Source organism: Nitrospira tepida, assembly GCF_947241125.1.
In the GTDB taxonomy this organism is placed as follows: Bacteria; Nitrospirota; Nitrospiria; order Nitrospirales; family Nitrospiraceae; genus Nitrospira_G; species Nitrospira_G tepida.
On the sequence record NZ_OX365700.1, the window covers coordinates 2,628,450 to 2,645,637 of the forward strand.

General features: G+C 60.5%; 20 protein-coding genes. 12 read left to right on the forward strand and 8 right to left on the reverse strand.

The features are described from left to right. Positions 1-2: 2 nt before the first annotated feature. The 4 genes from ltaE to QWI75_RS12455 all read right to left on the reverse strand — a co-directional run bounded on the left by ltaE (position 3) and on the right by QWI75_RS12455 (position 5,173). Positions 3-1,040 carry a low-specificity L-threonine aldolase gene (gene ltaE, locus QWI75_RS12440; protein WP_289268896.1) on the reverse strand — a complete coding sequence of 346 codons (1,038 nt, stop codon included), beginning with the start codon at positions 1,038-1,040 and terminating at the stop codon, positions 3-5. Then, a complete protein-coding gene (locus QWI75_RS12445; protein WP_289268897.1) occupies positions 1,037-2,278 on the reverse strand; it encodes a hypothetical protein in 1,242 nt (413 codons plus the stop codon). The genes ltaE and QWI75_RS12445 overlap by 4 nt, the downstream gene beginning before the upstream one ends. Positions 2,279-2,449: 171 nt before the next feature. Further along, positions 2,450-3,262: a mechanosensitive ion channel family protein gene (locus tag QWI75_RS12450; RefSeq protein ID WP_289268898.1), complete on the reverse strand. Its 813-nt coding sequence runs from the start codon at positions 3,260-3,262 to the stop codon at positions 2,450-2,452. 12 nt (positions 3,263-3,274) lie between these two features. Beyond that, positions 3,275-5,173 carry an AsmA family protein gene (locus QWI75_RS12455; protein ID WP_289268899.1) on the reverse strand — a complete coding sequence of 633 codons (1,899 nt, stop codon included), beginning with the start codon at positions 5,171-5,173 and terminating at the stop codon, positions 3,275-3,277. A gap of 155 nt (positions 5,174-5,328) precedes the next feature. Between QWI75_RS12455 and QWI75_RS12460 the strand changes: the two genes are divergently transcribed. Together QWI75_RS12460 and QWI75_RS12465 are read left to right on the forward strand one after the other, a co-directional pair. Then, a complete protein-coding gene (locus tag QWI75_RS12460) occupies positions 5,329-5,760 on the forward strand; it encodes a hypothetical protein (RefSeq protein WP_289268900.1) in 432 nt (143 codons plus the stop codon). A 227-nt stretch (positions 5,761-5,987) separates the two neighbouring features. Continuing rightward, positions 5,988-8,102, forward strand: coding sequence for an ATP-binding protein (locus tag QWI75_RS12465; protein WP_289268901.1), 2,115 nt, complete (start codon positions 5,988-5,990; stop codon positions 8,100-8,102). 77 nt (positions 8,103-8,179) lie between these two features. Here QWI75_RS12465 and QWI75_RS12470 read toward each other — a convergent pair whose 3' ends face one another. Beyond that, the gene (locus QWI75_RS12470) at positions 8,180-9,364 is read right to left on the reverse strand and encodes a YncE family protein (protein ID WP_289268902.1); all 1,185 of its coding nucleotides are present in this window, start codon (positions 9,362-9,364) and stop codon (positions 8,180-8,182) included. A 332-nt stretch (positions 9,365-9,696) separates the two neighbouring features. On the opposite strand from QWI75_RS12470, the gene QWI75_RS12475 reads away from it, so the two are divergent. The 3 genes from QWI75_RS12475 (at position 9,697) to QWI75_RS12485 (ending at position 11,734) form a co-directional block, all read left to right on the forward strand. Then, positions 9,697-10,062 carry a hypothetical protein gene (locus QWI75_RS12475; RefSeq protein WP_289268903.1) on the forward strand — a complete coding sequence of 122 codons (366 nt, stop codon included), beginning with the start codon at positions 9,697-9,699 and terminating at the stop codon, positions 10,060-10,062. A 900-nt stretch (positions 10,063-10,962) separates the two neighbouring features. Continuing rightward, positions 10,963-11,178 (forward strand): hypothetical protein, encoded by a 216-nt coding sequence (locus QWI75_RS12480; RefSeq protein WP_289268904.1) that lies wholly within the window; start codon positions 10,963-10,965, stop codon positions 11,176-11,178. Continuing rightward, complete coding sequence (locus QWI75_RS12485; protein ID WP_289268905.1) at positions 11,165-11,734, forward strand: hypothetical protein; 570 nt, start codon at positions 11,165-11,167, stop codon at positions 11,732-11,734. The genes QWI75_RS12480 and QWI75_RS12485 overlap by 14 nt, the downstream gene beginning before the upstream one ends. A gap of 444 nt (positions 11,735-12,178) precedes the next feature. On the opposite strand, the gene QWI75_RS12490 is transcribed toward QWI75_RS12485, so the two are convergent. Then, positions 12,179-13,287, reverse strand: a protein-coding gene (locus tag QWI75_RS12490; RefSeq protein ID WP_289268906.1) for an IS3 family transposase whose coding sequence is annotated in 2 segments (ribosomal slippage) — positions 12,179-13,011 and positions 13,011-13,287 — 1,110 coding nt in all. Because the reading frame shifts where the segments join, the coding sequence is not laid out codon by codon here. A gap of 41 nt (positions 13,288-13,328) precedes the next feature. Between QWI75_RS12490 and QWI75_RS12495 the strand changes: the two genes are divergently transcribed. From QWI75_RS12495 to QWI75_RS12510, 4 genes are all read left to right on the forward strand, one after another. Beyond that, entirely contained in the window at positions 13,329-13,601 is a 273-nt protein-coding gene (locus tag QWI75_RS12495) for a hypothetical protein (RefSeq protein WP_289268907.1), read from the forward strand. Between the two features lie 2 nt (positions 13,602-13,603). Beyond that, positions 13,604-14,062, forward strand: coding sequence for a type II toxin-antitoxin system VapC family toxin (locus tag QWI75_RS12500; protein ID WP_289268908.1), 459 nt, complete (start codon positions 13,604-13,606; stop codon positions 14,060-14,062). A gap of 145 nt (positions 14,063-14,207) precedes the next feature. Further along, positions 14,208-14,345, forward strand: a complete 138-nt coding sequence (locus tag QWI75_RS12505) for a hypothetical protein (RefSeq protein ID WP_289268909.1) — start codon at positions 14,208-14,210, stop codon at positions 14,343-14,345. 418 nt (positions 14,346-14,763) lie between these two features. Further along, positions 14,764-15,084: a helix-turn-helix domain-containing transcriptional regulator gene (locus QWI75_RS12510; protein WP_289268910.1), complete on the forward strand. Its 321-nt coding sequence runs from the start codon at positions 14,764-14,766 to the stop codon at positions 15,082-15,084. A gap of 211 nt (positions 15,085-15,295) precedes the next feature. Here QWI75_RS12510 and QWI75_RS12515 read toward each other — a convergent pair whose 3' ends face one another. Together QWI75_RS12515 and QWI75_RS12520 are read right to left on the reverse strand one after the other, a co-directional pair. Then, positions 15,296-15,553, reverse strand: a complete 258-nt coding sequence (locus QWI75_RS12515) for a type II toxin-antitoxin system RelE family toxin (protein WP_289268911.1) — start codon at positions 15,551-15,553, stop codon at positions 15,296-15,298. 202 nt (positions 15,554-15,755) lie between these two features. After that, positions 15,756-15,986 (reverse strand): RH3 domain-containing protein, encoded by a 231-nt coding sequence (locus QWI75_RS12520; RefSeq protein ID WP_289268912.1) that lies wholly within the window; start codon positions 15,984-15,986, stop codon positions 15,756-15,758. Between the two features lie 82 nt (positions 15,987-16,068). On the opposite strand from QWI75_RS12520, the gene QWI75_RS12525 reads away from it, so the two are divergent. From QWI75_RS12525 to QWI75_RS12535, 3 genes are read left to right on the forward strand one after another with little or no spacing between them, the layout of a single operon-like run. Then, a complete protein-coding gene (locus tag QWI75_RS12525) occupies positions 16,069-16,332 on the forward strand; it encodes a hypothetical protein (RefSeq protein ID WP_289268913.1) in 264 nt (87 codons plus the stop codon). 21 nt (positions 16,333-16,353) lie between these two features. Beyond that, the gene (locus QWI75_RS12530) at positions 16,354-16,596 is read left to right on the forward strand and encodes a DUF4160 domain-containing protein (RefSeq protein WP_289268914.1); all 243 of its coding nucleotides are present in this window, start codon (positions 16,354-16,356) and stop codon (positions 16,594-16,596) included. Further along, positions 16,571-16,813: a DUF2442 domain-containing protein gene (locus QWI75_RS12535; RefSeq protein ID WP_289268915.1), complete on the forward strand. Its 243-nt coding sequence runs from the start codon at positions 16,571-16,573 to the stop codon at positions 16,811-16,813. Before QWI75_RS12530 ends, QWI75_RS12535 begins: the two co-directional genes overlap by 26 nt. The last annotated feature ends 375 nt before the right edge of the window (positions 16,814-17,188 follow it).

The window sequence follows — 17,188 nt, forward strand, 5'->3', positions numbered from 1 at the left end:
TCTCACGTCGCCAGCACCGCCGAAAAGACCTCGGCTGCCCGGTCGATGTCGTCGGCGGACACATCGAGATGGGTCACGGCACGGTAGGTGGTCGGCCCGACGGCGTTGATCAGGACTCCCTTTTCTCGTAAGGCCCCCAGGATCTCGCTCGCCGGGCGGGACTGCTGCGGCACGTCGAACAGCACGATGTTGGTTTCGGTCCGTCCCAGATCCACCTTCACGGCCGGCAGCGACCGGAGCGCGCGGGCCAGCCGGATGGCATTGTCGTGATCTTCCTTCAGCCGGACGATATGGTGGTCGAGCGCATACAAGCCGGCGGCCGCAAGGATACCGGCCTGCCGCATGGCCCCGCCATACATGCGCCGGTATCGCCTCAGCCGCAGAGACAGCTCTTCATGGTTGGTGACGATCAGCGATCCGGCCGGGGCCCCCAGACCTTTCGAGAGACAGAACGACACGGTGTCGAAGTACTGGGCATAGGCGGCGGCGGAAATTCCAGTCGCCACCACCGCGTTGAAGAGCCGCGCCCCATCGAGATGCATCGGAATGCCCTGCGAGCGGGCCAACGTGTGTATCCGCTCGATGGCCGTGAGGGAATAGATCGAACCGCCGCCCGCGTTATGCGTGTTCTCCAGGCAGATCAACCCGGTCGGCAAGGTATGGGGGTCTTTCGGACGGATGGCGGCCTGCACCTGCTCGGGCGCCAGCAAGCCGCGCTCGGTCGGAATCGTGAACAACTGCACGCCGGAGAGGGCCGCAGCGGCCCCTTGTTCGTATCGGACGATGTGGGATCTGCTGTCCAGGATGACTTCGTCGCCCGGCTTGGTCAGGACGCGAACGCTCAGTTGGTTCGCCATCGTCCCTGAAGGGACGAAGAGCGCAAAGGACTTGCCCAGCAGCGCCGCGGCCTTTTCTTGAAGCGCGTTGACGGTGGGATCTTCCCCATACACGTCGTCGCCCACCGGGGCCTGCGCCATCGCCTCCCGCATGGCGGGCGTCGGTTTCGTCACCGTATCGCTGCGGAGGTCGATAGGAGTCACGAGGGTCTGTCCTGGCCAAGCTGCGACCGGTCCTGAAACCGGTAGGCCTGGCGATTCAGCACGGGAAAGATGGTGAAGATCGGCGTGTTGTAGGGAATCACGGCGGATTCCATGCCGGGCAGGAGCCCCAGATGGAGGTTCACGAAGTTGTAGCTCAACCCCTCCTGCCATGGCTCCCGAAACGACTGGGCGTAGGATTCCACCTTGTCCGAGGCGTAGGTGCGCGTCATGAGCCCGGCGGCGCCCTGGACACCATATTCGGTCAAATCCGGCGCCCCTTGAATCAACAAGGACACCACCGAGGCGTCGAACCAGACCTTGAACTTGCAGCTTACTTGAATGAACGGTCCCAGCGAGCCGACATGGTCGAGTACGCTGATGGGGTAGGCGAGATCGGCCGGCACATCGGGAGGCTGGTTGTCCGGCACAAAGCGGAACTCCGGTTCCTTGATGGCCGAGACGGAGACGAACCTGAGGTTCGGGTCGTCCAAGGCGACGTCCAACATTTGCCCGTCGTGATAGCTACAGAGCTTCCCCATTTCGTAGCGGAGCGGATAGGAATAGCCCAGCTTGGCGTAAAAAATCCGCACGCCGCCTTCCAGCGGATCGTCCGGCGTCCGGCTGATCTTCAGATCGAACGGCAGCAGCAGGTGAAAGGCGTTGGTGCGCGCGCTCATGAAGGGGGCGCAGGCGCCGGGAAATTCCTTCTGGATGGCCGGATTGTCCGGATCGAACTTCTTCGGGGCGCCGCCGAAGTGCTGCGCGGTCTTGGCCTCAGGCGGCAGCCGGTACTTGGCCTGATAGTAGGCGGCGGCGCGCTTCTGGGCCAGGTCGAGGTAATACTGCGGCGCGTCGGTCTCGACGATGAACAACTGCTGTTTCAGGTCATGCGCGCGGGGCACACGCATCGCCTGGGTATAGATGTCGATTTCGGCGGCCGTCCGCTGGATGTCCTGCGTCAACTGCCGGGCTAATCCCGGCTCCCAGAACCGTGTCTTGGGGAGCAGGTCGCTGGCCTTTTGCAGACATTCGAGCTTATGCGCATACCGCTTCGGCTCCGCCGCAAAGGCATCGGCTGTCGCCATATAGAGGTTGAACTGCTCCTCCGGCAAGAGGCCCAACCGGCCGAGGTCCTGCTCCCGCAGGAAGGCCAGTGCCAGCGGGCCAAACGCCTCCTCCCGCCTGATACAGAGGGTCATCAGATAGTTGTAATGGGCGCGCGCATCGTCCGGCGTCATGCAGTCTCTCCTGGTGACGGCATTCTAAGAGAACCCGGCGGATGCGGACAAGTCCTTCCATGCGCGAAACGTGAAAAGTGAAACGGAAGGCGGGACAACGGGAGACGTCAGACGGTCAGACGAGAGGACGCAAGACGAAAGATGTAGACGTGAAACGCAAGGCGGAAGGGGTTAGGACAGGGCCGGCGCTTCGGACAACAGCCGGACCTCCCGTTGCGGGAACGGGATGTCGATCTCGGCGGCGCGGAACCGTTCGATGATCGCCCGGTTGAGTTCCGCTTGCGCGGCGGCGAACTGCGGGACCGGCACCCAGGGCTTGATCGCGATCGTGACGGAAGAGTCGCCGAACCCGGCAATCCCGACAATCGGCGCCGGGTCCTTCAACACGTGCGGGTGCCGGGCCAACAGTTCCCGGACGACCTCGAGCGCCTTGGCCATGTCCGTCTTGTAGGAGACGCCGACCGAGAGGTCCAGTTGACGGATCGTCCCGAAGTTATGGAGGATCTCCCCCACGATCTTGCGGTTGGGGATGACCACGCGGGAGCGGTCGGGATGGACCAGGATCGTTGAGAAGATGCTGATCGTCACGACATCCCCATGGACCCCGAGCAGCGAGATATGTTCGCCGACTCGATAGGGTTTGGTGAAGATGATCGAAAGGCCGGCGATGACGTTGCTGAGCACGCCCTGGAGCGCAATGCCGATCCCCAAGCCGGCCACGCCCAAGCCGGCGAGCAGCGGCGCGATCTGGACGCCGATCTGGTCCAGGACGGCCAGAATGGCCAGCATGAACACCAGCCCCTGCACGACTTGGGAGAGCAGCCGGCGGACGGGCGGTTCCATCTCCTGCCGCTCGAGAGCCTTGAGCGTGAAGTTGCCGACCCGCTTCGCCACCATGGCCCCGACGACGAGGATCGCCAACGCGCCCAGGAGACGGAAGCCGTAGCGCACCAGGTAATCTTGGATCAGTTCCATCGTGTGCATGCGGCCTCCTCCTCAGCGCCCAAACAGATCCTTGAGCAATTCCTTCCCCTGTTTCTTCAGATCCTCCGGCTTGGTGGTGCCCTGCATCAGCCCTTCGACCGCCTCTTCCACCTTCTTCTCGACCTTCTCCTTCACCTGTTCCTGCACTCTGCCGCCCAGCGCCTTCATATCCACCTGGTAGCTCGGGGCCTGGACCGTCCCGGTGATCTTCAACGGCAACGCGAGGCGTCCGTCCTTGAGGGCGAGCTTGACGACCGGGGTGGAGCGGGCAATCTTCTGGCTGATCGCCTCCGATAGATTCAGGTTGAGGGCGAGGTTGAGCGCCTGGTCGAACCCGACCGTGCCGTTGCCGGTCGCCCGAAAATCATGGCTGTCCATGAGGAGCCGCTGGACGGCCACCATACCGCCCTTGACCGCCAAGTCCGTCTCGATGGTCGAGAACAGGGTCGCATTCACCCGTTCCGAAGACACCCCGGCCACCTTGAGCACCGTCCCGATCTCTTGCATGAGATTGATGCCCTCGATCTTCCCGTCCCGCACGGCCAAGCGAGCCGTCCCGGCCAACGTTTTGGTCAGGTCCGGCATCGAAAACCCCTGGCCCCCCACATTAAGCTGGGCGGTAGCCGTCCCGCTCATGGACACCTTATCCGTCCCCAGGGCCTGGAGCGCGGGACCAAGCTGCAATCCTTGGATCGTCGCCTTGCCGTTGAACGGCGGCGGGGCCGATGATCCGAGCGTCATACCGGCCTCGGCCTTGGCTTGACCGTTGAACAGGTGAAACGAGAGGTTGGACAGGCGCGCGTCTTCTCCTTTCAGGCCGGCCTCCAACAGCAGATCCTGGATCTCAAGCGGTTTCTTGAGCGGCAGGGCCACCGGCACATCGGCCGTGCTGATTCGTGGTGAAGAGGCGGTCATAGTCGCGCGGCCTCCCAGGACCGAGCCTTTCACATCGACCACCGAGTCACCCATCACGACAGCCAGACTGAGGTTCGGGACTTCGGCCAGCTCGAGGGGAGGCAGGCCTTCCTTGGGCGGATACGTCGCCTTCACCGTTGCCCGAAGATCCTTCACCTGCACCGGTTTGGTCAAGGGCAGAGCCATCGGCAGGTCCGCGGACGAAATGAAGGGAGAGGCCAGCCTGGCATCGAGCAGCCCGCCGACGGCCCGGCCAGCAAGGTTCAGCATGATCTTTCCGATTCCCAGGTCGAAGCGGAACTGCTGCAAGTCCATCGTCTCCACGAGGGGACCGAACGATCCGTCCAGCGTCACCGGCAGCTTGAAGGGTTGCAGGGTGGCGGCAAGGTGGAGGGTGGGGGACTCGCCCAGATGGACCGATTGCAGCAGAAATTCCAAATGGTCGATCACATAGTCCGTCGGTTTGGACGTGGACTGGTCTTGATAGGTCAGCTTCCCGCCGACAATCGCCACGCGGTCCACGGCCAGCAAGGCCAGCGCTTGCAGCGGTCCGCCGGCCGGCGCGGCAGGAACTTCCGGTTTCGGCGCTTCCGGCTTGGCCGGCCCCTTCGGTCCGATGGTCGAGACGTTCAGCAATCCCTGCTTGTTCTTCAGCACCGTGATGACCGGGTCACGGAGCGTGATCTCCTCCACCACGACTTTGCCGGAGAGCAGGGGCATCAGCTTGATCCCGACTTCCAACGCGGCAAGCGACGCGAAGGGATCGGAGGAGAAGGCGGGATCGTCCATCACCATGAAGCCGGCCACGCGGGCCCCCAGGCGAGGCCAGATGGTCAACCGGATATCCTTGAGCGCGATTTTGCGGTTGAGCGCCTCTTCAATCAGCGGCCGATAGTGATCCTGATACTTGTTGAGATCGATGAGAAACGGAAGGGCCAGCACCAGCACGACCAACAGGACCAACACCAGCACGACGCCCAACAGGATTTTCATCATCGCCACCTCGTGTCCGGGGGAGAGTATAGAAATGGAAGGGATGGGTCAATGTGGAGGGTTCCGCCGCCCTCCGCCGCTGGCCTTCCCCCTGAAAAACGTGTATCGTTCGGCGCCGTGAGACAACCGGCCGGGTGAACCTTGGCAGGACGCTTCCCGTGACAGACCCGGAATCCATGAAGGTGTTCGACTCGCAGGGCGAGGACTACAAGCGCGCCTTCCAGATCTTTCTCGACCACACGGACCAGAAGCGAAACGCCAAGCGGTTCCTGCAGACGCTGGTCAACGGCTTGCCCGAGCGCAGGGTGTTCATCGACGCCGGCGCCCTCGATGGCCTCGTCACGGCCTTTCGCGCCAAACAAGACGGCCGCTACCAGATCGTCACCACCATGGATCCCGCCCATGTGGAGACCCAGGACCCCGCCGTCGCCTACGCCGTCGCCGAATTCATGCTGAATCTTTTGCCGATCAGCCGGCCGCCCACCAGGCGCGACGTGGAAGACTATCTGACAAAGCATTGTGCTGCAGGCGACGGAGCCTATCGCCTCTCTGTCCACCAGGACTTTCTCCAGATCCGCCCTCGGCGCTGAGCCTCATACATCGGTCTCGCTTATCCCGCTTCTGTTACCCGTCATCCGCCCGTGCTATGATTCTCCTCGCCGATCACGCCCACGGAGGAGGCCCGCATGGGAGCCGAGATGGGAACGATCCTGTCGTTGTGGCGCGATCCGGTCCACATCGCCCCGCCTGATGATTCGCCTTCCTCCGGCGCCATCCGTAACCACCATCGGAGTCGTTCTTGAACCAGGGGCGTGTGATGATGAAAACCCGACAGTCGGCGCCGATGCTCGTCCTGGTCGCGATGGCAGCGGCAGCGCTCCTCTCCGGCCTGATCGTCCGATCCCTGTGGCCACATCGAATCTGGGTGAACCTGCCGCTTCATTCCACGGCGGAAGCGTTGGGCGGCCTCGCGGCCGTGCTGATGGCCCTGCTGCTATTTTCACGGAGAGCCGAATGGGACGGCGGGAAGCTACAAGGCATCGCGGCGGGGTTTCTCGGCATGGGCCTGCTCGAAATCTTCCATGCCCTCTCGCCTCCCGGCGACGGGTTTGTCCTCTTGCGCAGTGCGGCGAGCCTGTGCGGTGGATTCGGGTACGCGCTCGTCTGGCTTCCTCCGAAGAATTCCGACAGGCGTTGGTCCAGGCTGATCCCCAACAGCGCAGCGGCGGGTGGGATCGTCCTCGGCCTCTGGACACTTTCGTTCCCCGAACTGATCCCCGCGATGACCCATCAGGACCAATTCACCTTGAGCGCCATCGCGATGAACAGCCTGGCCGTCCTGCTGTTCTTCGCCGGCTCAGCCGGATGTTGGGTGGAGTTCCGACAGTCGGGGAGGCCGGAGACCTCTCTACTGGCCAGCCTGGCTTTCCTGTTCGGACTGGCCGAGATCATGTTCCTCTTCTCTTCCCCGTGGGACAGTGGATGGTGGCTCTGGCATCTGCTGCGGTTGGCCGCCTATGCGTGGGTCCTGGCCTATGCGGGCCGTGGATACGAACTCATGGTCGCCGACCTCAGGGAAGCCCTGTCTCGAACGAGACGCTCGGAACGGCGTCTGGCCGCAGAATATGCCGTGACCAGGGTCCTGGCCGACGCCGCAACGCTGAAGGACGCGGGGCAGGCCGTGCTTCAAGCCATCGGCGAGAGCCTGGATTGGGAATTGGGGATGTTCTGGAGTCTGGATGAAGAGAGGCAAGTTCTCTGTTTCGTCGACCTCTGGCATGCGCCGCAGGTCGAGGCCACCGAGTTCGTCCGGGACAGCAGGGAAGGGACGTTTCAACGCGGGGAGGGATTGATCGGTCGTGCCTGGGCCACCGGAAAGCCGATCTGGATTCCGGACGTGGTCGCGGACCCCACGTTTCGCCGCGCGCCGATGGCGGCGAGGGTCGGCCTGCACGGAGGCTTTGCCTTTCCCGTGCGCAAGGGCGAGGAACTGTACGGCGTCATCGAATTTTTCTCCCGGGACAGTCGTCAACCGGACCAGGATATCCTCGACATGGTGGCGGATATCGGGATCAAGATCGGACTGTTTGTCGATCGCAAGAGGAAAGAAGAGGCCTTCCGCAGGACCGAAGCCCAACTGGTGGAAGAACACCGGCTCGCCGAAGTGGCGAGGGTGTTGGGAGACATCGGGCATGACCTCAAAAACATGCTGATGCCGATCGTGACCGGAGCGGGACTTCTGGAAGAGGAGCTCAGCGAATGCTTCTCGAAACTGCCGCAGCCCGCGGCGAGCGCCGCCAAACCCAGTCGGGATCTGACGCATGAACTCATTGAAATGATCCGACACGGATCCCGTCGCATCCACGACCGGGTCAAAGAGATCGCCGATTCCGTCAAGGGCCTGACGCGCGCCCCCACGTTTGCACCCTGCCGCCTGGCCGATGTCGTCAGTAGCGTCTATGCAACGCTCCGCATCCTGGCCGACGAACGAGGGGTGACGCTTCGCACCGAGGCTCTCGAAGCCCTGCCGGTGATTCGGGCCGATGAGAGCCGGCTCTTCAACGCCATCTATAATCTGGTGAACAACGCGATCCCCGAAGTGCCCTCGGGTGGATCGGTCACCGTGCAGGGCCGCACCGATGAATCGGGAAAGCACATCCTGCTTTCGGTCATCGACACGGGGAAGGGGATGTCACCCGAAGTCCGGGACAGCCTCTTCACCTACCAGGCGATCAGCCGTAAGGTGGGAGGGACGGGACTCGGAACGAAGATCGTGAAGGACGTGGTGGATGCCCATGGCGGCGCCATTACGGTTGAAAGCCAGGAAGGAGTGGGGACGACATTCCACATCACGCTGCCGATCGAGGGTCCGTCCTCTCCACCTCCGAATAGGGCTCCGGCTCAGCCTGACGCAGGCCGCAAAACATCTTGAGCGTCATCTGCCCCCCATTTCCTCATCATTCCTCGCCATTCCTCATTCATCATTTCTCATTTCACATTTCGCATTCTCTACCGTGCGTTGGCCCGCAACCCGCCTTGTTTGAAGTGATTCGGCAGCAGCATGATGCAGTTGGGGTTGAACCCCTGCGCTTTCAACGTATCGATGCTGCCCAGGACTTTGTCATCCTTGAGATCGATCACCGTGATCGACCCGTCGCTCATGCCTTCCAGGTTCAGCAGACTGTTCTGGACAAATAGATACCGCTCATCCGGAGACAGCACGCTATGGTGGGCGCCGGGAGCGGCGGGAATGGCTTTCAGAAACTTCGGCTGCCGCGGATCGCTGTTGTCATAGAGATTCACGAACCCCGGCTTGGCCGTGGTGACGTACAACCGGTCTCCCTTCGCGTTGTAAAGCATTTCCAACGGCATGCCCTGTTGCCGTGGACCAAAGTCATCGATCTGGTGGAAAGAAAATGTCTGGGTCTTGGGATCCCAGATTCCGGCCCACAGCGTGGCCTCGAGCATATTGGTAATGTGGACCACCGGCGGGTCGGCATTCGGAGCGAACATGATCTCGACGGGGGCGGATTTGGCGGGAGCCGGTTTCGAGGCCAGCTTGTGCGTCGACAGCACCTTGCCAGTCTTGGCCTCCAGCACCGTCACCGTGTCGCCCTGTTCCGACATATCCGGCTTCACCGTGCTGGTGATGAGCACCCGGTCGATGCCGTTATGAATCGCAATGCCGTGCGGATACAGGATGAAGGCGTCGGCCGACCCAGACGCGCTGATCGTCTTGATCGGCTGGTCCTTCACCGCATCACCCATGATGACCGTGCTCGATCCCATGCAGGTGAGATACCAGGTCTGGTTATCTTCCGACACGACGAGATCCTCGCCGACCTGGCAATCCGGCACGTCAATCGCGTGGAGCCGGTACGGAAATTTAGTCAGGTCCACGACGTGCAAGATGCTCTTCCCCAGGGCCGTGATATAAGCCTTGGTCCGATCGCGGTTGAAGAAGATGTGATGCGCGACGAGATCGGGCGGGAGCGGAATCTCCATCAAGATCTTCCCGAAGTCCGACGACTCGGGATCGATCTCCATGATCGCGATCCCTTCCCGCCTCACCGACTGATTCGGCTTACTCTCATAGTTCAAGAGGGCCAGCAGATCGGCCAAGGCCGGGGTCGTGAACGAGAGCAGCAACGCAACGGTCAGGGCGAAAAGCCGGAGCGGTTTCAGCGATCTCATAGGAACCTCCTTTGCTAAAAGCGGGCCGGAGAAGAAGCTACTCTTCTTCTTGAAAGGACGCAACAGGCGAAATACACGTATTTTCCACGCCTCCTTGAGGTCTGTTGCTGTCGCGTTTGGCCATTGGCTTTCCCCACCGCCGGCGAATGACAGGTTGGCGATGAACCTGTGCAACTTGCACGACATGCAGCGGTACCGCTTCGTCGTCCTCAATACATCCAAGTTCCCCTCGGCAGCTCGTCCGCGAGTCCTCACCGCTGATTGTGTGACATCGACCCGACGGGGTAAGGTGGGACGTGCGCGCATGAAAGAAGTCCGGAAGAGACCAGGCCGTGATAGAACCAAAAACCAGTCTTGGCACCATGCTCCTGGCTCTGGGCGTGGCCCTTGGGGTGGCCGCGCTCGATTATCGGGCAGGTTTCGGCGACGTGCCCTGGCATGCGTTGTTCGTCATCCCGGTGGTGTGGATCGCCCTCTGGTCGGCCGAGGACGACATCCTGCCGGTGACCATCATGGCCGCCATTGCCACGATGCTCGCACTTGCCCGCGTGATCATGTCGCATGGCATTGACAGCTCACCTTCTTTTGGCGAGCGGGCCGTGATCGTCGGCATCATCTGGATCACCGTCCTCCTCGCGCTTCTGCGCAAACGCACCCGCCGCACCTTCAAATGGATCAAGTTCTCCCGCAGACTCTGACCAAGCGGTTTGACGCGCGCCAATCGACCGCTGCTCATCCACGCCTCAGCACCCGTCCCTCAACGCTGCAGAGCAGCCGCTTGACGACTGAGGGCTGACAACATTCCTCATTTCACATTCCTCATTTCTCATTCTTCATTCACCCCTCAGCACCCAGCACTGAGCACCTCTTGGCGTGACCCAGGATGTCACAATGGCGGAAGCCGAAAGCCCGTCGGCGAATTGCAAGTCCCCGACAAGCAAGGCCTTCTTGCATTTCCAATCCGGTCCCTCTGCTGTGACCCCAGATGTCGCAGTGCGCCGCTACAATGGCAGTCTCGTAACCCTGGTGTTGCGTCATGGAAGTTCATTGTACTGATCTGCGGGTCGTTCCCCCTCTCCCGTGCCCTCTCGCCCGTGGGGAGAGGAGACGGTGAGGGGATGGGCCACAGGACCTGGGAAACGTATCGTTAGCCCACATGATTCATGACGGTTCGTGACGAAACCGCCCGGTCGCGTCGCGAAACGGGCACGCGGAGCCGCGAGGGAGCGACGCCTACTCTTTGCAGTACGTTGATCGACTGAACGACGAGCCCGCCCCTGTATGCAAAGACAAGGCATGCAGGGTAGTTGCAGCAGCGAATCCACGAATGCAGCAGAAGCGTTCATGGATAATGCGGGGTGGAGCAATCAATTTGGCCGCTACGGCTCGCCCCTTTCACCGGACTCGATCAATAACCCCTTCGGAGCCGGCAGTCCGTATCGGTATGACTCATCAAACAATCCCTATGGCGAGGGCTGGAGCATCAAAGGACGGTGACCTCCTGACCTGTCCTTGATACACTGGCGCCCGAATTTTCTGTGGCGGGGCCCGTCAGTCAGTGTTAAGGCCCGTCCGTCAACTGCAAGGGAGGCTCCTGAATGATCAAAGAGATCCGACGGATCGAAGTGGTCGACGAGGCGATGGCGGAGGTCTTAAGGCGAAAAACGCCGGCCGAGCGCCTCGCGATCGGATTTGGATTATGGCGTTCCGCACGCAAGCTGTTGCGGGGTCAGTTAGCCTCCTTGCACCCGGAGTGGGATGCCGAGCAGCTTGACCGGGAAGTGGTACGGAGGCTCTCGCATGGAGCTGTATGAATTGCTCGAACAGGTCGTGCGAACGTTCGAGCGGCTTGGGATTCCCTATCTCGTCACCGGTTCGGTCGCGTCGATGGCGTACGGCGAGCCAAGATTGACCAACGACATCGATCTGGTCGCCGGAATTCGCGCCGAACAGGTCGCCGATCTGTTGATCGTCTTCCCGGCCGAGACGTTCTATCTGAGCGAAGAAGCCGTTCGAATGGCGATCGAACAACAAACACAGTTCAACATTATCCGCCCTACATCTGGATTGAAAGTGGGTGTGATGGTTCGGAAAGAGACACCCTTCGATCGCAGCCGCTTCGCGCGAGCTCGGAAGCTCCGTCCAGCGGAATCCTACCAGGCCGCCTTTGCCTCGGCCGAGGATGTCATCATCAAAAAAATGGAGTACTACCGGGAGGGAGGGTCGGAAAAGCACCTTCGCGACATTACCGGCATGCTGAGAATCAGCGGTGCCGAAATTGACGACACCTATATCGCCGAATGGGCTGATCGCCTGGGGTTACGGCCCATCTGGGACATGATCCAGCAGCGGCTGAAAGATCGGCCATAGGGCCTGAAGCATATTCGGATTTGGTTTAACGGGCAAGGCCGCAAGATCGAAAAAGGACGTTGAAGTCGGATCGGCACTCAGCATTCAGGACTCAGCACCCAGCACTCAGCACTTCCTGGCAGCCGTTCGACGAATGACGTGCGCCATCTAGGCGGCGGCTTGAGGAGAACGCGAATGTGTAGTACGCTGGCGTCATACAGGAGGAACGACATGCCATTGACGGTTCGAATCGACACGAAAACCTGAGCTTCCCCCCAGCTTCCCCCCATTGTTTGGACAGGTTTTCATCCGAATTAAGCTAATGGATCTTTCCCTCCTTCCCTCCTTTCCTTCAGCGTTCTTCTGGCTCCTGTTTCCCCAGGGGCGCGGGGGCACTTCAAAACTTCGCTCCAGGATCGGTTATACGAGGCGATCGCCTGTCGGTCCCGGAATAGCCCCCTCGACTCAGCCAAAATGCACCTCGGCCGGGGTCCGGCGGCCAAGGCTCTGGTGTCGGCGTTCGGTGTTGTAGAACACAAAATACCGCTGCAACCCCCTCCAGGCCTCGGCGCCATCGGCGTAGTCCCGCAGGTAGACCTCCTCGTACTTCACGCTCCGCCACAGCCGCTCCACGAAAATGTTGTCCAGCGCCCGGCCGCGCCCATCCATGCTGATGCGGATCCCCGCGCCCTCCAGCCGTCCCGTGAACTCGTCGCTTGTAAACTGCGCCCCTTGATCCGTGTTGAAGATCTCCGGCTGGCCGCTCCCCAACGCGTCCTCCAAGGCCTCCAGGCAGAACAGCGCGTCCAGCGTGTTGGACAAGGCCCAGGCCAGCACGTAGCGGCTGTACCAGTCCAGCACCACGACCAGGTACAGGAACCCGCGCCGCATCGGGACGTACGTGATGTCCGCACACCACACGTGGTTCGGTCGCGCCACCGCCAGATCCCGCAGCAGATAGGGATACGTCGGATGCGCGGCCTGCCGGCGGCTCGTGTGCGGCCCCGGCAGCACGGCCTGCAAGCCCATGATGCGCATCAGGCGGGCCACCCGCTTGTGATTGATCACATGCCCCAAGGTCTGCAGCCAGTCAGTCATCCGGGGCACCCCGTAAAATGGCCGTTGCAAGTACAGTTCATCGATCAACCGCATCAGCGCCAGATTCTCCTCGCGCTCCGGCACCGGCTCGTAGTAGTAGGTCGAGCGCGCCAAGCCCGCCACCGCACACTGCTGCACGATCGACACGGCACCCGGGTCGGCGTGGATCCACCCGCGTCGGGTCTCCCGCGGCACGCTCAGAGCTTTTTTCTGAGCCACTCCAGCTCCATTTTGAGGCGGCCGATCTCCTGGTACAGCGGGGCCGTCACCACTTCCTCGCTGCGGCCCCCGCTGGCGGGACCCCGCCGGAACACCTCCGGCGCCCCGTCCAGCAACTGTCGCTTCCAATGGGCAATCACCGTCGGGTGCACCCCGTGGACCGCACTCAATTCACTGAGGGTCCGCACCCCCTTGATCGCCTCCACCGCCACCCTCGCTTTGAATTCCTCCGAATGGGTCTTCCGCTTTGGGGCCATGTCTACCTCCCGGTTTTTGCGACGGTCGTTCTACCACAATCTTGGCTTCACGACCTGTCCAAAAAACGGGGGTAACTTCAACCGAACGGGTGATCGAGCGCCTCGCCCGAACACGCGGGCGCACCAAATCGGAAGTCGTGCGCGAGGCCATTGGGGTGCTGGCCAAGCAGACGGAAGGCCGCGACAAAGCGGACCGGCCGTACGAGACCATCCGCGATCTGATTGGGATCGTGCGAGGCGGGCCGCCCGACCTCTCCATTCAAACGGGCAAGGCCTTTCGTCGCCTCGTCGCTGTCAAGCGACAGGGAGCCTGAACGTGGTGCTCGTCGATGCAGGGCCGCTCATTGCGTTGATCCACGCCGATGACCGCCACCACGAACGTTGTGTGGCGACGCTGCAGACCTTGGATGAATCACTGGGCACGGTCTGGCCGGTTCTGACTGAAGCCATGTATCTCTTCAATTTCTCGTGGAAGGCGCAGGAAGCCCTATGGGAAATGCTCGAACGAGGGTTTGTGACGCTTCTTCCCGTCGAGAACCCCGATCTCGCTCGGATGCGCGATCTCGTGAAGAAGTACCGGAACTTGCCCATGGATTTGGCCGATGCCGCCCTGGTGACGGTGGCCGAACGAGAAAAGATCCGGCGAATCTTCACGATCGACCGCCGAGACTTTGCAGTCTATCGGCCGGCCAAGCTCGGCCGCTTTGCAATCCTGCCAGCTAGATTGTCAAGTCATTCAGCGGAGGACCGGCATCCATTGGAAATCCATTCCTGATTCCTCATTCGGGCTCTACAACTCAGCACTCAGTCCTCAGCACTTCTTGGCATTCCTCAGCCCTTTTCTGAACACGTAATCCGGCCTTAGCCCATGCTCAGTTGCCTTTCACCCAGGGATAATGGTAACGTATGTGTTACCTTACATGGAATTCGAAATTCGGCTGCTTGAGTATGTCGATCCGCAAAGTCGGTCACCCTTTGCGGCATGGTTTGAAGGACTCAATCCACCTGCGGCCGCCAAGGTAACTGCAGCCCTCACCCAATTGTCGATGGGCAACTGATCGAGTGTGAAAGGTGTCGGGGGGAAGGCGTTTTCGAGCGGAAAATCGACTTTGGACCTGGCTACCGGGTTTATTTCGGCAAGGATGGTGACAAGCTTGTGATTCTGCTTGGGGGAAGCAGCAAGCAACGTCAGCAACAAGCGATCGAGGCGGCGCAAGCGCGATGGACGGACTAGCCCGCATTATTCATAAACGTTTCTGCTGCAATCGCGGATTCGCCGCTGCGACAGAGCCTGACGGCGGGCGTGCTCGCCGCTCAGTCTCTCGACGTACTGTTTCAAGTACGCCTTGGTCCTTCGCGGCTGTGCTTGCCCGTCTCGCCTGGCGACTGCGCGATTTCGCGACGAACCTTCATGAATAATGCGGGCTAGCGGCGTCGCAAGGCTAGCAAGAAGGGATAGATGAGACGGAGGGTACCATGGCACTGACACGCGAATTTAAGGAAACAGTGGCGGCGCGTGTGCAACGCGATGATCGTTTCCGGGAAGCACTCTTTATCGAGGCCATCAATGCCTATTTGGCCGGCGAGACCGCCGTCGGCAAAGCGATGCTCCGGGACCTCGTTAATGCCACGGTGGGCTTCGAGGCGCTCGCGACCACGCTCAAGAAGCCGAGCAAGAGTCTGCATCGGATGTTGGCTCCACACGGGAATCCGAGTACCGAGAACTTCTTCGGCATCGTCAACGCACTCCAAAAGAAGGCCCATGTGAAGCTCCGCGTGACAGCGAAAGCAGGCTGATTCGGACCGGCGCGGCCCAGCAATCTGCCATCAGCATTCCTCATTCGCAAATTGCACCGCGTGACCGGTGACGGCCGACGCTTGTCTCCTCTGAACCCTCGTCCACAACCAGCCGGCATCCGACCGCCGATGAACTGGGGCAGATCAGCAGGGTGTGGGGCATAAGGGATCGGATGGGCAGGTGAATGGTTGGACGATGCGGCCGATCCGGCTAACGATAGACCTCTCGCCGGTGACCGATCTTGACGATTTCAACGACGTGAGCAGAATCATCAACGCCGTAGACTATGCGATAGTCCCCCTGCCGGATGCGATATCGCTCGGCTTCGCCTGAAAGCTTTTCACAGCCTGGAGGGCGCGGCCGCTGAGTCAGCCCGCGGATGCGGTCGACCACTCGGCGAAGGTCGTCCACGGGCAGTTTCCTGAGTTCCTTCTCAGCCGACCGCTTGATGACGAGACTAGCCCACATTATTCATGACCGCTTCTACTGCACCCGCCGAGACGCCGCTGCGACAAGCTTGGCTGCCAGGTTCCCGCGGCCAAGCGGGCAGGCTCGCCGCTCGGTCGGTCGACATACTGTTTCAAGTATGCCTTCCTCCCTCGCGGCTCCGCGTGCCCGTCTCGCATGGCGTCTCGGCGGTTTCGTCACGAACCGTCATGAATAATGTGGGCTATAGGAGTCCGTCACGCTTGAGATCCTCAAGCACTTTCTCGAACGAACGTGACGGTTCCTTCGCTCGGCGATCAAACGCTTCCAGATCGACCGCATCTTCGCGCAACGATTCCAGCACGGCGGCGTTCACCAGATCCGAGATGGAGCGGTCGGTCGTGGCAGCCTTGACCTTCAGGGCACGATACACCTGGGGCTTCAAATAGACAGTGGTGCGAGTGTCAGCAGGCATCCGACTCCTCCCTTGTGACGTTGTTGCATTATAGCATTATGGCATCAAAGCGTCACACCAGGGATAGTAAGGAAAAGGCCGCATGGCCAATGACCAGTCGCGAATGACGCTTTTTATCCCCTTTAATCCTTGTCTTCGCCAATTGCTGATTCCACATTCCTCATTTCGCATTTCCTATTTCCCATTCCTCATTTCGCATTTTCATTCTCCCAGTGCCGATCGGCGGCATGAGAAATACGTTCATCTGTCTAACGTCTGGTGGATGATTTCCCAGATGGAAACGGGTATCCTGCGCCGGCAAGGTAGTTGGGAAATCGACCATATGCTGCATGACCGCTTCTTCTGAAAGACACGACGGAGGCAACCGGTGCCGACCGTACTTCGGGTAAAGGGCTATCGCTTCTTCTTTTTCAGTCTGGAAGGCAAGGAGCCCCCACACATTCATGTGGAACAAGCTGAACGGTATGCGAAATTGTGGTTGGACCCCGTCTCTATCGCTCGCGCGAAGGGGTTTCGGAGCAGCGAATTGACGGACATCCTCCACATCGTTCAAAATAACCAACAGCTATTCCGGGAGCAGTGGCATGAGTACTTTGGCCATAAAATTTGAGCCGCTTGCCGTTGATGTCGTGTTCACGGACACGATGCTGCGCGTGGTTCTAGCCGATGGGCGCGAAGTATCCTCCCCATTGGCGTGGTTCCCGCGTTTGTTGAATGCCACGGACGAACAGCGTCGTAACTGGCGCTTGATCGGCGGAGGAATCGGTATCCACTGGGAATCCATTGACGAAGACATTTCTGTCGAAAGCCTCCTCTCCGTGCAATGATCGAAATGGCCATTCCGGCATCTCCCATCCTCACCCATCCACGAACCTGATAGGATCATCTGCAGTCATTCCTCATTTCTCAATTCCCATTCCTCATTTCCCATTCCTCATTTCCCATTCAGCCCCTCAGCACTGAGCATCCAGCCCTCAATCCTCACCACCTTCTAAGAGCACTTCCATATGTATGTTCAGCCATTTACGTGTTAACTCCTCATTTTTAACTTCACATTCCTCATTCCCCATTCTGAACCCTTTCCTCAGCAGCCAGCCCTCAGAACTGCCGAGCAGCCGCTGTACGACGGACGGGTGACAATTGACGTTTGTTCTCCCTCCGGTAGCCCTTTCTTCGCAAATTTCTCATTCCACATTCCTCAT

What these genes read in the sequence shown, in the direction of transcription:
- QWI75_RS12520 (WP_289268912.1), bottom strand. Translation starts at nt 15,986, where the DNA reads ATGCCTGCTGACACTCGCACCACTGTCTATTTGAAGCCCCAGGTGTAT.
- QWI75_RS12485 (WP_289268905.1), top strand. Translation starts at nt 11,165, where the DNA reads ATGGAGCTGTATGAATTGCTCGAACAGGTCGTGCGAACGTTCGAGCGG.
- QWI75_RS12525 (WP_289268913.1), top strand. Translation starts at nt 16,069, where the DNA reads ATGGCCAATGACCAGTCGCGAATGACGCTTTTTATCCCCTTTAATCCT.
- QWI75_RS12455 (WP_289268899.1), bottom strand. Translation starts at nt 5,173, where the DNA reads ATGATGAAAATCCTGTTGGGCGTCGTGCTGGTGTTGGTCCTGTTGGTC.
- QWI75_RS12465 (WP_289268901.1), top strand. Translation starts at nt 5,988, where the DNA reads ATGATGAAAACCCGACAGTCGGCGCCGATGCTCGTCCTGGTCGCGATG.
- QWI75_RS12505 (WP_289268909.1), top strand. Translation starts at nt 14,208, where the DNA reads ATGGAATTCGAAATTCGGCTGCTTGAGTATGTCGATCCGCAAAGTCGG.
- QWI75_RS12445 (WP_289268897.1), bottom strand. Translation starts at nt 2,278, where the DNA reads ATGACGCCGGACGATGCGCGCGCCCATTACAACTATCTGATGACCCTC.
- QWI75_RS12480 (WP_289268904.1), top strand. Translation starts at nt 10,963, where the DNA reads ATGATCAAAGAGATCCGACGGATCGAAGTGGTCGACGAGGCGATGGCG.
- QWI75_RS12535 (WP_289268915.1), top strand. Translation starts at nt 16,571, where the DNA reads ATGAGTACTTTGGCCATAAAATTTGAGCCGCTTGCCGTTGATGTCGTG.
- QWI75_RS12470 (WP_289268902.1), bottom strand. Translation starts at nt 9,364, where the DNA reads ATGAGATCGCTGAAACCGCTCCGGCTTTTCGCCCTGACCGTTGCGTTG.
- QWI75_RS12450 (WP_289268898.1), bottom strand. Translation starts at nt 3,262, where the DNA reads ATGCACACGATGGAACTGATCCAAGATTACCTGGTGCGCTACGGCTTC.
- QWI75_RS12515 (WP_289268911.1), bottom strand. Translation starts at nt 15,553, where the DNA reads ATGTGGGCTAGTCTCGTCATCAAGCGGTCGGCTGAGAAGGAACTCAGG.
- QWI75_RS12510 (WP_289268910.1), top strand. Translation starts at nt 14,764, where the DNA reads ATGGCACTGACACGCGAATTTAAGGAAACAGTGGCGGCGCGTGTGCAA.